The sequence below is a fragment of the Frigidibacter sp. MR17.14 genome, assembly GCF_037095735.1.
GTDB lineage: Bacteria > Pseudomonadota > Alphaproteobacteria > Rhodobacterales > Rhodobacteraceae > Frigidibacter.
On sequence record NZ_JBAWKD010000008.1, the window covers coordinates 61,988 to 75,201 of the forward strand.

The 13,214-nt window shown below is 70.3% G+C and carries 15 protein-coding genes; 6 read left to right on the forward strand and 9 right to left on the reverse strand.

Annotated elements, in window-relative coordinates:
- Positions 1-132: 132 nt before the first annotated feature.
- Complete coding sequence (locus tag V8J36_RS17445) at positions 133-1,089, forward strand: L-malyl-CoA/beta-methylmalyl-CoA lyase (protein WP_336468601.1); 957 nt, start codon at positions 133-135, stop codon at positions 1,087-1,089.
- Positions 1,090-1,165: 76 nt separating this feature from the next.
- Here the strand turns inward: V8J36_RS17445 and V8J36_RS17450 are convergent, their stop codons facing one another.
- Complete coding sequence (locus V8J36_RS17450) at positions 1,166-1,633, reverse strand: AraC family transcriptional regulator (protein WP_336468602.1); 468 nt, start codon at positions 1,631-1,633, stop codon at positions 1,166-1,168.
- 116 nt (positions 1,634-1,749) lie between these two features.
- Between V8J36_RS17450 and V8J36_RS17455 the strand changes: the two genes are divergently transcribed.
- Genes V8J36_RS17455 through sugE form a run of 3 tightly spaced genes read left to right on the forward strand, consistent with a single transcriptional unit; the run spans position 1,750 to position 3,540 of the window.
- Positions 1,750-2,709 carry an acetyl-CoA carboxylase carboxyltransferase subunit alpha gene (locus tag V8J36_RS17455; RefSeq protein ID WP_336468603.1) on the forward strand — a complete coding sequence of 320 codons (960 nt, stop codon included), beginning with the start codon at positions 1,750-1,752 and terminating at the stop codon, positions 2,707-2,709.
- On the forward strand, positions 2,706-3,215 hold the full coding sequence (locus tag V8J36_RS17460; protein WP_336468604.1) for a hypothetical protein: 510 nt from the start codon (positions 2,706-2,708) through the stop codon (positions 3,213-3,215). Before V8J36_RS17455 ends, V8J36_RS17460 begins: the two co-directional genes overlap by 4 nt.
- Before the next feature lie 7 nt (positions 3,216-3,222).
- Positions 3,223-3,540 carry a quaternary ammonium compound efflux SMR transporter SugE gene (gene sugE, locus V8J36_RS17465; protein ID WP_336468605.1) on the forward strand — a complete coding sequence of 106 codons (318 nt, stop codon included), beginning with the start codon at positions 3,223-3,225 and terminating at the stop codon, positions 3,538-3,540.
- Here the strand turns inward: sugE and V8J36_RS17470 are convergent.
- The 5 genes from V8J36_RS17470 to V8J36_RS17490 are packed head-to-tail and all read right to left on the reverse strand — an operon-like array spanning position 3,537 to position 6,904.
- Positions 3,537-3,890: a DUF4112 domain-containing protein gene (locus tag V8J36_RS17470; RefSeq protein ID WP_336468606.1), complete on the reverse strand. Its 354-nt coding sequence runs from the start codon at positions 3,888-3,890 to the stop codon at positions 3,537-3,539. The two genes, sugE and V8J36_RS17470, sit on opposite strands and share 4 nt — an antisense overlap.
- A 36-nt stretch (positions 3,891-3,926) precedes the next feature.
- Positions 3,927-4,532: a pyridoxamine 5'-phosphate oxidase family protein gene (locus tag V8J36_RS17475; RefSeq protein WP_336468607.1), complete on the reverse strand. Its 606-nt coding sequence runs from the start codon at positions 4,530-4,532 to the stop codon at positions 3,927-3,929.
- A 25-nt stretch (positions 4,533-4,557) separates the two neighbouring features.
- Complete coding sequence (locus V8J36_RS17480; RefSeq protein WP_336468608.1) at positions 4,558-5,328, reverse strand: lysophospholipid acyltransferase family protein; 771 nt, start codon at positions 5,326-5,328, stop codon at positions 4,558-4,560.
- Positions 5,328-6,236 (reverse strand): cell division protein FtsX, encoded by a 909-nt coding sequence (locus V8J36_RS17485; protein WP_336468609.1) that lies wholly within the window; start codon positions 6,234-6,236, stop codon positions 5,328-5,330. The genes V8J36_RS17480 and V8J36_RS17485 overlap by 1 nt, the downstream gene beginning before the upstream one ends.
- A complete protein-coding gene (locus V8J36_RS17490) occupies positions 6,233-6,904 on the reverse strand; it encodes a cell division ATP-binding protein FtsE (protein ID WP_336468610.1) in 672 nt (223 codons plus the stop codon). Before V8J36_RS17490 ends, V8J36_RS17485 begins: the two co-directional genes overlap by 4 nt.
- A 128-nt stretch (positions 6,905-7,032) precedes the next feature.
- Here V8J36_RS17490 and V8J36_RS17495 point away from each other — a divergent pair, with 128 nt between their 5' ends.
- Entirely contained in the window at positions 7,033-8,079 is a 1,047-nt protein-coding gene (locus V8J36_RS17495) for a zinc-ribbon domain-containing protein (RefSeq protein ID WP_336468611.1), read from the forward strand.
- Positions 8,080-8,103: 24 nt separating this feature from the next.
- On the opposite strand, the gene V8J36_RS17500 is transcribed toward V8J36_RS17495, so the two are convergent.
- Both V8J36_RS17500 and lysA read right to left on the reverse strand, forming a co-directional pair.
- Positions 8,104-10,794 carry a TIGR02302 family protein gene (locus V8J36_RS17500; RefSeq protein WP_336468612.1) on the reverse strand — a complete coding sequence of 897 codons (2,691 nt, stop codon included), beginning with the start codon at positions 10,792-10,794 and terminating at the stop codon, positions 8,104-8,106.
- 102 nt (positions 10,795-10,896) lie between these two features.
- Entirely contained in the window at positions 10,897-12,162 is a 1,266-nt protein-coding gene (lysA, locus tag V8J36_RS17505) for a diaminopimelate decarboxylase (RefSeq protein WP_336468613.1), read from the reverse strand.
- 233 nt (positions 12,163-12,395) lie between these two features.
- Here lysA and V8J36_RS17510 point away from each other — a divergent pair, with 233 nt between their 5' ends.
- The gene (locus tag V8J36_RS17510) at positions 12,396-12,953 is read left to right on the forward strand and encodes a hypothetical protein (protein ID WP_336468614.1); all 558 of its coding nucleotides are present in this window, start codon (positions 12,396-12,398) and stop codon (positions 12,951-12,953) included.
- Between the two features lie 9 nt (positions 12,954-12,962).
- Here the strand turns inward: V8J36_RS17510 and V8J36_RS17515 are convergent, their stop codons facing one another.
- On the reverse strand, positions 12,963-13,214 hold the full coding sequence (locus V8J36_RS17515) for a DUF2834 domain-containing protein (protein ID WP_336468615.1): 252 nt from the start codon (positions 13,212-13,214) through the stop codon (positions 12,963-12,965).

The following is a 13,214-nucleotide window of genomic DNA, read 5'->3' on the forward strand; positions in this document are numbered from 1 at the left end:
GCCCCGACTTGCCGGGACAATCGTGCGACGATGGTCGGATGCCGCAACGCAATGTCGCCGCTTGCCAACCGTCGCGCAATTTTATAACTCGGCCGACGACAGATTGGAAACATCCTTGCCGACAGGTTTCGAATGAGCTTCCGCATCCAGCCCGCCGCCCCGGCCCGCCCCAACCGCTGCCAGCTTTTCGGCCCCGGCTCGCGCCCGGCGATCTTCGAGAAGATGGCGACCTCGGCCGCCGATGTCATCAACCTCGACCTCGAGGATTCGGTGGCGCCCGACGACAAGCCGCAGGCCCGCAAGAACATCATCCAGGCGATCAACGACATCGACTGGGGCATGAAGCACCTCAGCGTGCGGATCAACGGCCTTGATACGCCCTTCTGGTATCGCGACGTGGTCGAGGTGCTGGAGGAGGCCGGCGACAGGATCGACCAGATCATGATCCCCAAGGTCGGCTGCGCGGCCGATGTCTATGCCGTCGACGCGCTGGTGACCGCGATCGAGCGCGCGAGGGGCCGCACGAAACCCATCGCGCTCGAAGTGATCATCGAGACCGCGGCCGGCATCGCCCATGTCGAAGAGATCGCCGCCTCGTCGCCGCGCCTTCAGGCGATGAGCCTTGGCGCCGCCGATTTCGCGGCCTCGATGGGGATGCAGACCACCGGCATCGGCGGGACGCAGGAAAACTACTACATGCACCGCGAAGGCCAGAAATACTGGGCCGACCCCTGGCATTGGGCGCAGACCGCCATCGTCGCCGCCTGCCGCACTCATGGCGTGCTGCCCGTCGACGGGCCCTTCGGCGATTTCTCGGATGACGAGGGTTTCCGCGCGCAGGCGCTGCGCTCGGCCACGCTGGGCATGGTCGGCAAATGGGCGATCCACCCCAAGCAGGTCGCGCTCGCGAACGAAATCTTCACTCCGTCCGAGGCCGCGGTGACCGAAGCGCGCGAGATCCTCGCCGCTATGGAGAAGGCCAAGGCCGAGGGGGCCGGGGCCGCCGTCTACAAGGGCCGCCTGGTCGATCTTGCCTCGATCCGGCAGGCCGAGGTGATCGTGCGCCAGTCCGAGATGATCGGCGCATAAGGGCTACCGCCCGCGCAGCCGGGGAGGGTTTGCGCGGGTTCGGGCGGCGCCGGAGGAGAGGCCGGTGCCGCCCTTTTTACGCAAGCGGCAGGTGGATCTCGGTGCGCAGCGCAGCCTCTGGCCGCGTGCCCGGCGCGTCGAGATAGATCTCGAACGGCATCGGCCCCGCCATCCGCTCGCCCGATGCCGGCAACCACCGGTCCATCAGGAAGCGATAAGCCTCGGGCAGCCCGTCATAGGGGCCGGTCAGCAGCAGCACCGCGCGGCGCCCGGCGGGATAGCGGATCTCGTCCAGCGGCGGCGCGATCCCTGCCACCTCGGTCACGATGAAACAGGCATGTGCCCGCAGGGCCTCGGGTGCGGTCCGCCGCGGATTGTCATGGCCGATCGAGGCCGCCCCCTGCACCCGCGGCCAGAGCCTGCGGTCACCCACCAGCCTTGACAACCGCTCATAGGCCGCGCCGAGCCCGGAATAGGGCCCGATGTTCAGCAGTCCGGCCAGCCGCAGCGCCGGGCAGGACCGGATCTCGACAGGATAGGTCATCACTCCCCCGCGATCTCGCACCTGCCCAGCCTAGCCCGGACGCCTGCGCGCGTCCCGCCAGATTGCATTCCGCCCCCTTGCGCGCCATATAGGCCCGGTCCCTTACGGAGAGTCCGATGAACTATCTCGAGTTCGAAAAGCCGCTGGCAGAGATCGAAGGCAAAGCCGAAGAACTTCGCGCGCTGGCCCGCAAGAACGAAGAGATGGACGTCGAGAAGGAAGCCGCCGCGCTGGACCGCAAGGCCGAGCAGCTTTTGAAGGACATCTACAAGGACCTGAACGCCTGGCGGAAATGCCAGGTCGCGCGCCACCCCGACCGTCCGCATTGCAAGGACTACATCGAGCGGCTGTTCACCGAATACACCCCCCTCGCCGGCGACCGCGGCTTTGCCGACGACCACGCGGTGATGGGCGGGCTTGCGCGCTTCAACGACCAGCCGGTCGTCGTCATCGGCCACGAGAAGGGCCATGACACCAAATCGCGGATCGAACGCAACTTCGGCATGGCCCGCCCCGAGGGCTATCGCAAGGCGATCCGGCTGATGGATCTGGCCCACCGCTTCGGCCTGCCGGTGATCACCCTTGTCGACACCCCCGGCGCCTATCCGGGCAAGGGCGCGGAAGAGCGCGGCCAGTCGGAAGCCATCGCGCGCGCCACGCAGAAATGCCTGCAGATCGGCGTTCCTCTGATCACCGTGGTGATCGGCGAGGGCGGCTCGGGCGGCGCCGTAGCCTTCGCCACCGCGAACAAGATCGCGATGCTGGAACATTCGATCTACTCGGTGATCTCGCCCGAGGGCTGCGCCTCGATCCTGTGGAAGGATGCCGAGAAGATGAAGGAAGCCGCCGAGGCGCTGCGCCTGACCGCGCAGGACCTGCTGAAGCTGGGCATCATCGACCGCATCGTGAAAGAGCCGGTCGGCGGCGCGCAGCGCGGCCGCGACGAGGCGATCGACGCCGTCGGCAAGGCGATCGAGGCGATGCTCAAGGAGCTGTCGGCGAAGAAGCCCGACGCGCTGGTGCGCGAGCGCCGTCACAAATTCCTCGACATGGGATCGAAAGGTCTGGCCGCGTGATCGCACGGGCGGTCGCGGCCTCCCTGCTTTGTCTCGGAGCCACGGCCACCGCCGCCCCTGCGGCGGGGCTGCTCGGCCGGATCGTCACCTTCCGCGGCGTGGTCTATGATGACCCCGCGCATCCGCTTTTCGACGGGCATGGCGCCACGGTCGTCGTCGGTGAGGGGGTCGAGTTCGGGCTGGGCCCCGAGGGCGCGCAGAACGCGCTCGACATCGTTCCGGTCACCGTGAACATCGGCGCGGACCGCATCGACATGAGCTACGAGCACGCCGGGGCCGGTCACTTCGTCGAGGCCGGCTTCAACGGCTATGAACTGCGCTTCGTCACCTCCTGCGCGCTGATCGAGGATGCGGTGATCGACGCCGGCACCACCACCCTGCCCCTTGACGCCATCGAGCTGCGCCACTCGGCGACCACGCTGTGGCTCGACGTGGCGGGGCAGGCCTACGATCCCACCACCCGCATCGGCATGACGCTGGACGTCGCCGACTGCCCGCTCAGCTGAGGATGCGATGAACCCCTGGCTTCTGGTGCTGATCGCGGGCCTGCTCGAGGTGACCTGGGCCATCGGCCTGAAATGGTCCGACGGCTTCTCGCGGCTCTGGCCCTCGGTGTTCACGCTGGTCGCGGCGACGGCCAGCTTCGTTCTGCTGTCGCAGGCGATGAAGAGCCTGCCGGTCGGCACTGCCTATGCGGTCTGGACCGGGATCGGTGCGCTGGGCGCGGCGGCGCTTGGCATCGTGCTGTTCGGCGAGGCGGCCTCGGTCCTGCGGCTGGCCGGGATCGGGCTGATCGTCGCGGGGATCGTCGCGCTGAAGCTGGCGGCCTAGCGCGACAGTTCGGCCTCTAGGATCCGCAGGTTCCGCCGGTGGCTCTTGAAGGCGATGTCGAAGAGATCGCCGAGGATCGGCACGCTGCCCACCGCCCAGTCGATCGCCGCATTGCCGACCATCCGCACCATTGCCCGCTTGCGCGCGCCGGCGCGATGCGCCTCGAAGATCATCCAGGCCGAGACCGCGAGCCCGACCGAATCCCCCAGCAGCGGCACCAGCCCGAGGATGCCGTCCCAGCCGACGCGGAACCCGCCCGGCAGCACGAAACGGGTGTCCATCGCCCGGGCGACGCGGGCGATGCGCTCAAGGCTGCGGCGGCGCGCGGCGAGATCGGCTGTGTTCATCATGCCGCCCGAACCCGCGACGGGCGGCGGCGGTTCCCGTCACCACATCGTGGCAGCGGCGCGGGCGGGCCAGGTGCGGTCGTAGTCCTCGCCGCCGACCTCGCCTTCGGTCAGCGCCGCCAGCATCCGCCCGGCGGTGGGCAGGCCCGCGCTTTCATCGCCGGCGGTCCAGAGCCGCGAGCGGATCAGCGCGCGGGCGCACTGGAAATAGACCGCTTCGATCGCGATCAGGGCGACCGTGCGCGGCAGCTTGCCCGCGCGGGCGAAGCTGTCGCACAGGGCCGGGTCGGCGCTCAGCCGGGCGCGGCCGTTCACGCGGATCACGTTGGTCGAGCCGGGGATCATGAACATCAGGCTAACACGGCCGTCGCGCACGATATTGCGCAGGGAGTCGATGCGGTCGTTGCCGCGCCAGTCGGGCAGCGCCAGCAGCCGGTCGTCCTCGATCCGCACAACCGGGCCATCGTCGCCGCGCGGGCTGCCATCGGTGCCCTCGGGCCCGACGGTGACCAGCACCGCGAAGCGCGACCGTTCGATCCAGACCCGGTATTCGGGTGTCAGCCGGTCGGCGACCTTGCGGGTCGAGGTGGGAAGCGGCTGTCCGTACAGGGCCTCCAGCGCCTCGATCGTGTCGATGGTCTGCATGGGGGCTCCTGTCGCGATTCGGGGGTCAGAGGACGCCGTGACCCGAGGGCGGCGGCAGGACGAATCCCGCCTCGGCCATAAGCGCGTTCGACGACGTCTCGATGACGGTCTCGATCCGGGCCATCATCTCGGACATGCGGACGCCGGGCGGGATCTCGGGCAGGAACTCGACCACCGCGGTGCCGGGTCGGCGCAGCATCCCGCGCTTGGGCCAGAAGACACCCACATTGGTCGCGGCCGGCACGCAGGCCCAGCCGGTTTCCTTGTAGATCGCCGCGGTCCCGGTCTTGTAGGGCAGCTCGGCCCCCGGTGCCACGCGCGTGCCCTGCGGGTAGATCACCAGCTGCCCGGGGGCCGAACGGCCCTCGGCGATGTCCGAAAGCATCTGCGCCACGGCCTTGCCGCGCTTGCCGCGATCGACCGCCACGCAGCCCAGCCGCTTGGCATACCAGCCAAGGAAAGGCGCCATCAGCAGCTCTTTCTTCATCACGAACTTCGGCTCTGGCAGGACCGAGAAGATGACGAGGATGTCGAAGAAGCTCTGATGCTTGGCGGCGATCAGCACCTCGCCCTGCGGGATCGGCCCGCGGATCTCTGATTTCAGGCCGACCATCCACGAGGCCGTCCAGCGCACGTAAAGCGCATAGGCCCGGCACGCCGCCACCGCCGCCTCGCGCCGCGCGAGCGCCAGCGGCAGGAACAGGATGCCAAGGATCGCCATCACCAGATACATCTGAACGATGAACAGGACCGAGGCCGGGTATTGCAGCCAGATCGGGCGGGTCATCGGCGGCATCAGGTCAGCTCCCTCAGGGCGCGCAGAGCGGCGGCGCGGGTCGCGAAATAGGCTACGCCCGCGGCCATCGCAGGGATCAGGATCGGCCAGATCCACTCGGCCCCCTCAAAGCCGAGCGAGGTCAGGAAGCCCGCCTCGTCGGTCGAGGGGATGATGGCGACGCCGATCAGCCCCGCGATCATGCCCGCGCCGCCGCCGGCCGCCGCGCGCAGGGTGAAGCGGTTGATGAAGGCCTTGGCGATGTAGTCGTCCTTCGCGCCGACCAGCCGCAGCACGCGGATCACCTGCCCGTTGGCGGCCAGCGCCGCCTGTGCGGCCAGCGTGATCATCCCGGCCGTCGCACCACCGATCAGCAGCAGCGCCAGCACCGCGATCCATTCCATCCGCCCCGCCGCCGCGGCCAGCGGCCGGCGCCAGCGCGCATGGTCGTCCAGCACCGCGCCGGGCGCCTCGGCCGTCAGTCGCAGGCGCAGCCCCTCGGCGTCGAAGCCCTCGCCGCTTTCCTTCACGTCAATCAGCACCGGGATCGGCAGCGTCTCGACCGGCAGGTCCGGCCCGAACCACGGCGCGAGCAGCCCGCGCGTCTCTTCCGGCGACAGGATCCGCGAGGCGGCGACGCCCGGCGTGGTCTGCAGCACCGCCATCACCGCCGAGGTCTGGCGATCGAGCTGGTCCGGCGCGGCCGAGACGCGGATCGTGGCCGACCGCGACAGCGCATCTGACCAGCGATCCGACAGGCGGTCGGCGGCGAAGGACAGCGCCATCGCGAAGACCGCGAGGAAGGCCATCGCGGCGGCGGCGAAGATCGTCAGCCGCGCGGTGAAGCCCGAGGGCGGGACGACGCGGTCGGCCTCGGTGTCGATCAGGCGCGCCACCAGGGCGCGCAGTTGCTCGAGGATCTGGGTCACAGGTCGGCTCCTGCCAGATGCAGCCGGCGGCCCTTGATGCGCAGCACGCGGGCCGCGACATGGGCCTTGGCCTGGCGGATCAGGTTCATGTCATGGGTGGCAATGACCACGGTCTTGCCCATCCGGTTCAGCTCGACCAGCAACTGCAGCAGGCGCAGCGACATCTCCCAGTCGACGTTGCCGGTGGGCTCGTCCGCCAGGATGATGTCGGGACCCGAGATCACCGCCCGTGCCAGCGCCGCACGCTGCCGCTCGCCGCCCGACAGCGAGGGCGGCAGCGCATCCATCTGCGCCTTCAGCCCCACCCAGGCCAGCAGTTCCACCAGCTCTTCCACGTCGATCGACCGGCCGGCCACGGTCAGCGGCATCGCCACGTTCTCGGCCATCGAGAGATGGTCGAGGAACTGGCAGTCCTGATGCACGACGCCCACCTTGCGGCGCAGGCCCGCGACCTCGTCCCGGTCCATGCTGCGCACGTTGCGCCCGAAGCAGGTGACCGTGCCATGGGTCGGCAGCAGCTCGGCATAGAGCAGCTTGAGGAAGGTGGTCTTGCCCGCGCCCGAGGGCCCGGTCAGGAAATGGAACGAGCCCGGCGCGAGCTTCAGCGACATCTCCGTCAGGATCTCGCCGCCGCCATAGCCATAACTCGCATTCTCGAGTTCGATCACTCCGGTCCTCCGCAGGCCCCTGACGCAGGTGTCTGCGTTGTGCCACAAATGCTTGGATGCTGCCGATTTGCTTGCTACAACATAGCGAGTGCAAAGACCAGAATGGCCGAGGCGGGGCTTCGAGACGGATGCGGCTGATCTGCCCGAACTGCGCGGCTCAATACGAAGTCGACGCGCAGATGATCCCCGAGACGGGGCGAGACGTCCAGTGCTCGAACTGCGGGCGGATGTGGTTCCAGGCGCCTGACGGTGCGGACCCGGACAGCTTTGTGCCGCCTGCCGCGACCGGCTGGGACGCCGAGGATCTCGAGGACGAGGGCGTAGCGGACGAAGAACCCGCTGCGATCGCAGCCGGGTCCGAGCCGCGGGATGCCTTCGACACCGCCCCGGACCGAGAGGATGCCCTGTCGCGCTGGCAGGCCGATTCCGCCGCGCCGGTGCCGGACCAGACGCCGGTTGCCGCGTTGGGTTCCCGCTCGCAGGCGGACGAGGATCTGGTCGGCATCGCGACGCCGCAACCCGCGCTGCCCGACGAAGACGTCTACGAGGACGAGCTTGGCGGCACCCCGCTGGAAGCGGTCCTGCCGGCCAGCGCCGCAGGCGCGACCGTCGCGCCGCGTCCGCGCCGCAACCTGAACGAGGCCGTGCTTTCGGTGCTGCGCGAAGAGGCCGAGCGCGAGGCCCGCGCCCGGCGCGCCGCCGCGACCGCGACCTTCGAGCGTCAATCCGAACTGCCGCTGGACGAGGCCCCCGCCCCGCGCCGCCGCTTCGAGGCCGCGCCGGACCCGGTCGAGGTCTCCGCGCCCGAACCGCTCGCGGCGCCCACGGCAGAGCGCGAGCCCGAGATCGCCGATGAACCCGCAGCCATCCCGCGCGCAGTGGCGCGGCGCGACCTGCTGCCGGACATCGAGGAAATCAACTCGACCCTGCGCGCGACGTCCGAGCGCGGCGACGAGCATGCCTCGATCGACGCGCCCGAGACCCTGCGTCGGCAGCGCTCGGGCTTCCGCCTGGGCTTCGGTCTGATGCTCGCGCTGGCGGTGCTGGTGCTGGGCTTCTACCGGCTGGGCCCGGCCCTGGCCGAGAGCGTGCCCGCGCTGGCCGGGCCGGTGCAGGCCGGCGTCGCCGCCATCGATGCGGCACGGGTCTGGCTGAACAGGCTTCTCGCTCCCTGATCCCAATGTGACGGGCCCCGGGCGTCAGAACCGCTCGAGCAGCCGGCGCAGGTAATCAAGCTCTTCTTCCGGGCGCTGCTGTTCGCCCGCGCGGCGGCGGATCTCGTCCAGCAGGTCACGCGCTCGGCGATAGATGTCGTCGCCCTGCAGCATGTTGCGGTCGGTCCCGGCGCGACCGGATTCGCCGATCACCCGGCCCAGCGGGTCACGCTGGCCACCGGGGCCGCCCTGCGCCTGCCGCTGGTCGCCGCCCTGCCCCTCGCCGCCCTGACCCTGTCCGGGTTGCTGGCCGCCATTCTCCTGCGCCATCGCCTGGCCCAGCTGGCGCATGCCCTCGCGCAGGTTCTCGATCGCCTCTGCCTGACGGTCGAGCGCGGTGCCGTTGTCGCCCTGCCGCAGCGCCTCTTCGGCCCCGTCCATCGACCGGCCGGCGCGGTCGAGCGCCTCGCGCGCGGCCTGCCCGGCCTCGGAGCCCTGACCGGGCAGGCTGCCGCGCTGCCGTTCAAGCTCCTGGCGCAGCGCCTGCTGGCGATCGGCGAGCGAGCCGGACTCCCCCTGCCCCTGCTGACCTTGCCCCTGCTGGCCCTGACCTTGCTGTCCTTGCCCCTGCTGGCCGTTCTGTCCGCCCTGGCCCTGACCTTGGCCCTGCCCCTGCTGGCCCTGCTGCCCTTGCTGGCCCTGTTGACCCTGCTGCCCTTGCTGACCCTGCAGATCACGGAAGGATTCGTCAGACAGGCGCTGCTGGTCGCGCAGGGTGTCCGACAGGTCCTGCATCGCCTGACCGCCGGGCATGTTGCCCTGGCCGCCCTGGCCCTGGGTCACGCGCAGGTTCTCCATCATCCGGTTCAGCTGCTCCAGAAGCTGCTGGGCCTCGGCCATCTTGCCCTCTTCCATCAGACGCTGGATCTCGTCCATCATCTGCTGAAGCTGGTCGCCGGTGATCTGCTGGCCCTGCTGCTGGTTCTGCGCCATCTCCTGGCTGTCCTGGCTCATCCCGCGCTGCGCGAGCTGGCGGATGTACTCATCCGTCGCCTGCCGCAGCTCGTTCATCAGGTCCTCGATCTCTTCCTTGCTGGCACCGTTGCGGATCGCCTCGGACAGGCGCTCCTGCGCGCGCTGCATCCGCTCCAGCGCGTCCGACAGCCCGCCATCCTCGACCAGCACCGCGATCTGCCACAGCGCCTCGGCGGTCTCGTCGCGCATCTGCTCGGAAATCGGCCCCTGCGCCAGCGCCGCCTCGAGCCGGCGCATTGCCACGCGCAGCATCAGGAAGGCGCGCTCATTGCGGAAGAAACCGTCGGGACGGTTCGAGATCGCGCGCAGCACCTCGAGCGTGTCGGTGCCGTTGTCGCGGCTCCACAGCAGGTCGCGGCGCATCTCGATGATCGCGGCCGCCAGCGGTTCGAAGAACCGGCGTCCGGGCAAGGGCATCGTCAGCTCGGCGGCGCTGCCGGTCTGGCCGATCCCGTCCTCGACGGTCAGGCGGATCTTCACCGGCAGGTTGGCCCAAGGGTGCTTCGAGGCGTTCTCGACCAGCGCCTCGGTGAACTCGGCGCGGTTGCCGGTGATCGGCATCGGCAGGTCGAGCACATAGGGCTCGCGCGGCTCGGGCGCGCGGGTCAGGCCGAAGCGGCGGTCGACGGAGGCAAGGTCCAGGGTGATCTCCGCCCGGCCGGCGGTGACCTGGAAATCGTCGCGCGCCGCGAAGGGCAGCGTCATCGTGCCATCGGCTTCCTTGCGCATCGGTCCGGGGACCGAGACCTCGGGCGGGGCGTCGGGCTGGATCGCGACCTCGATCACCCGGCCGCCGGGGCCTTCGATCCGGACACTGCCGCTTTGAACGGCGGTGAACTGCGCGGCCTGCGGGCCGGCGGGCTGACCCTGCGCGGGCGCAGGCGGCGGCGCGGCCTTGCCGTCGGAAACGGTCTCGGTCAGCCGGATCGCATCGGGGGCGCCGTAGAAGCGGAAGGCGAAGCGGCTGCCCTCGGGCAGGTCCAGCCGGTCCTGCTCGACGGCGTTGAGGTAGAGCGAAGGGCGACCGGTATAGGCCGGGGGTTCGACCCAGCCTTCCCAGCTGGGCCCTGCCGCGGCCTCGACGCTGCCGCCGGGCCGGGTGATCTGCCCGACCTCGGCCATCCGCGCCGGGACCCCGAAGATCATCGCGATGACGAAGGCGGTAAGGGCAAGGTAGCGCAGCCCGAACCGGTCGCGCGAGGCAAGGCGCAGGTCGGGCCGGGCCCAGCGGGCGCCGCGCGTGCGCTCGGCCATCCGCGCCAGATGCGCCTGCCAGACCGCGGCCGAGGCCGGATCGTTGCCGCCCAACGCCTGCGCATCGGTCAGCGCGGCGATCGGCCGACCGGGCAGCGTCGCGTCCAGCCGCTCGCGCGCCTCGCCCTCGGCGGGCCAGCGGAAGCGCCGGACCCCGACCCAGAGCGCGGCCGCGGCCCCCAGCGCCACGGCGACGATGCAGGCCCAGAGAAGCTCCAGCGAAAGCGCGTCCTGCAGCCCGAACGCAAGCGCCGACGCCGCGACGAGCAGGATCGACCACAACGGCCAGAAGGCGCGGGCCAGCCGCTCGGCCACAAGCCCGGCACGCGTCGCGCGGATCGCGGTCGACAGCCTTGCCAGCGCGCCCGCGGCGGGGCCGCGGGTGTCGCCTGCGGGCTCGCTCCTGCGTCCGGGCCGGCGTCCGGAAAGGCGCGCGGGCAGCTTCATGCCCGAGCGGTCCGGCAGCGGGGCGACGTCTGGGGGGTCTCGGCCTGCATGGGCACGCGGCGCCTCCGGGCTTGGTGGGGGCCGCGAGCCTTGCCGGTCAGCTCACAGCCATACCGGGATCGTATCGCGGTTTATGATCTCGTCAAACGTCGGGCGGGCCCGGATGACAGCGAAGTGATCCCCCTTCACCAGCACCTCGGGCACCATCGGACGGGTATTGTATTCCGAAGCCATGACCGCGCCGTAAGCGCCGGCCGAGCGGAAGGCGACCAGATCGCCCGCTGCCAGCGCCGGCAGCGCCCGGCCCTTGGCGAAGGTGTCGCCGGTCTCGCAGACCGGGCCCACCACGTCGAAGGCCTGCGCCTCGGCGCCCGCGCCCGGCTCGATCACCGGGACGATGTCGTGATGCGCGCCGTACATCGAGGGGCGCACGAGGTCGTTCATCGCCGCGTCGAGGATCAGGAAGTTCCGCCCCTCGCCTTCCTTCACATAGATGGTCTCGGACACGAGGATGCCGGCATTGCCCGAGATCAGGCGCCCAGGCTCGATCTCGATCTCGCAGCCCAGATCGCCGACGGTGCGCTGGATCAGCGCGCCGTAGTCCGAGGGCAGCGGCGGCACCTCGTTGGACCGCGTGTAGGGAATGCCCAAGCCCCCGCCGAGGTCGAGCCGGCGGATGTCGTGCCCGTCGGCGCGCAGGGCGCGGGTCAGCTCGGCCACCTTCAGATAGGCTTCCTCGAACGGCGCCAGATCGGTCAGCTGGCTGCCGATGTGCACGTCGATGCCCACGACATCGATCCCCGGCAGCGAGGCCGCCAGCGCATAGACCGCGCGCGCCTTGGCGATCGGGATGCCGAACTTGTTCTCTGACTTGCCGGTGGCGATCTTCTCGTGGGTCTTGGCATCCACGTCGGGGTTCACCCGGACCGCGATCGGGGCGGTCACGCCAAGCTCGGTCGCGATGGCAGAGATCGCCATCAGCTCGGGCTCGCTTTCGACGTTGAACTGGCGGATGCCGCCTTCCAGCACGCAGCGGATCTCGGGCCGGGTCTTGCCGACGCCAGAAAAGACGATGCGGTCGCCGGGCACGCCCGCGGCCTTGGCCCGCAGGTATTCGCCCATCGAGACCACGTCCATGCCCGCCCCCAGATCGCCCAGCAGCTTCAGCACCGCGACGTTCGAGTTCGACTTGACCGCGAAGCACACAAGGTGCGGCATCGGCGACAGTGCCTCGGTGAACAGCCGGTAGTGCCGCTCAAGCGTGGCTGCCGAGTAGACGTAGACCGGGGTGCCCACGGCCTGCGCGATATCGGCCACCGGAACGCCCTCGGCGTGCAGCTGTCCGTCCTTGTAGATGAAGTGATCCATGCGGGGGCCTCCGGCAATGCTGGCCGGGTCTTAGCAGGTTGGCCGCGAGATGCAATTTGCACGATTCGCAGCGCGATTTCCGTGCAGCGCCGCCGCGATCCGGCCGCTTCGGACCGACTGTTTCCCATGATGGCGCAACCGCGCCGGAATTGGGGCGGGAATTTGACCGAAGACGGCGTTCTGTCCGAAACCGGTCTTGGGGGCGGTGCAAACCGCTAAGGAGCGTTCACATCATGACTGCCGGAAAACTCGCTTTCGCGGGCCTTGTCCTGCTGTGCCTGGCCGGTCCCGCCGGGGCCTATACCAATGGCGACACGACGCGATCGCTCCGTCCTCCGTTCTGCCCCGAGCGGGTGCTGCTGCTCGAGGGCGGCTGGCTCGACGCGGATGCGGGCCTGCTCCGCGCGCCCCCGCCCCTTGCGGCCCCGGATCAAGTCATGGGCCGGTTCATCGGGGGCGGTGAAGGCCATGGCGGCGGGCACCCGCCTGGCGGTTTCGCGGGCTTTGGCGGCGCGGGCGGTGGCTACAGCATCGCGGGGCTCTCGGGTCCGGATCCGCTGTTGCCGCCGGGACTGCTGCCGCCGGGTCCGGTGCCGCCGCACGGGCATCCTCCGATCCCGCACGGCCCGACAAGCGGCCCGACGGACGGGCCACAGGACGGGCCGACCGCAGGGCCGGTGACACCGACCGAGCAGATCCCGCCGGTGCCGCTGCCGCCCGGTCTGGTCATGGCGCTGAGCGGGCTGGGCGCGCTCTTCGGTGCCGGGCGCCTGCGCCGCCGCCGCGCCTGAGTCCAAGGCTCAGGCGACCGGGCGGGTGCGCAGGAACAGGTAGACCGGCAGACCCACGGGCAGGCCGAGCCCCCAGCCCAGCGCCACCGCGACCAGCGCGATCCAGTTGCGCCGCACCCAGGTTTCGGCCCCGGACCAGAGCGTGAAGGCGGCCAGCGCCAGTGCCTCGCTGCCCGAGGGCCAGCCCGGCAGGCCGGAGACCGCGACGAGGACCAGCGCCCCGAGGCTCAGCGCAAGGTAGCACAGCCGCAGCGCCGACAC

Coding starts and splice junctions, on each gene's coding strand:
- V8J36_RS17445 (WP_336468601.1), top strand. CDS start 133: ATGAGCTTCCGCATCCAGCCCGCCGCCCCGGCCCGCCCCAACCGCTGC.
- V8J36_RS17450 (WP_336468602.1), bottom strand. CDS start 1,633: ATGACCTATCCTGTCGAGATCCGGTCCTGCCCGGCGCTGCGGCTGGCC.
- V8J36_RS17455 (WP_336468603.1), top strand. CDS start 1,750: ATGAACTATCTCGAGTTCGAAAAGCCGCTGGCAGAGATCGAAGGCAAA.
- sugE (WP_336468605.1), top strand. CDS start 3,223: ATGAACCCCTGGCTTCTGGTGCTGATCGCGGGCCTGCTCGAGGTGACC.
- V8J36_RS17470 (WP_336468606.1), bottom strand. CDS start 3,890: ATGATGAACACAGCCGATCTCGCCGCGCGCCGCCGCAGCCTTGAGCGC.
- V8J36_RS17475 (WP_336468607.1), bottom strand. CDS start 4,532: ATGCAGACCATCGACACGATCGAGGCGCTGGAGGCCCTGTACGGACAG.
- V8J36_RS17480 (WP_336468608.1), bottom strand. CDS start 5,328: ATGCCGCCGATGACCCGCCCGATCTGGCTGCAATACCCGGCCTCGGTC.
- V8J36_RS17495 (WP_336468611.1), top strand. CDS start 7,033: ATGCGGCTGATCTGCCCGAACTGCGCGGCTCAATACGAAGTCGACGCG.
- V8J36_RS17500 (WP_336468612.1), bottom strand. CDS start 10,794: ATGAAGCTGCCCGCGCGCCTTTCCGGACGCCGGCCCGGACGCAGGAGC.
- lysA (WP_336468613.1), bottom strand. CDS start 12,162: ATGGATCACTTCATCTACAAGGACGGACAGCTGCACGCCGAGGGCGTT.
- V8J36_RS17510 (WP_336468614.1), top strand. CDS start 12,396: ATGACTGCCGGAAAACTCGCTTTCGCGGGCCTTGTCCTGCTGTGCCTG.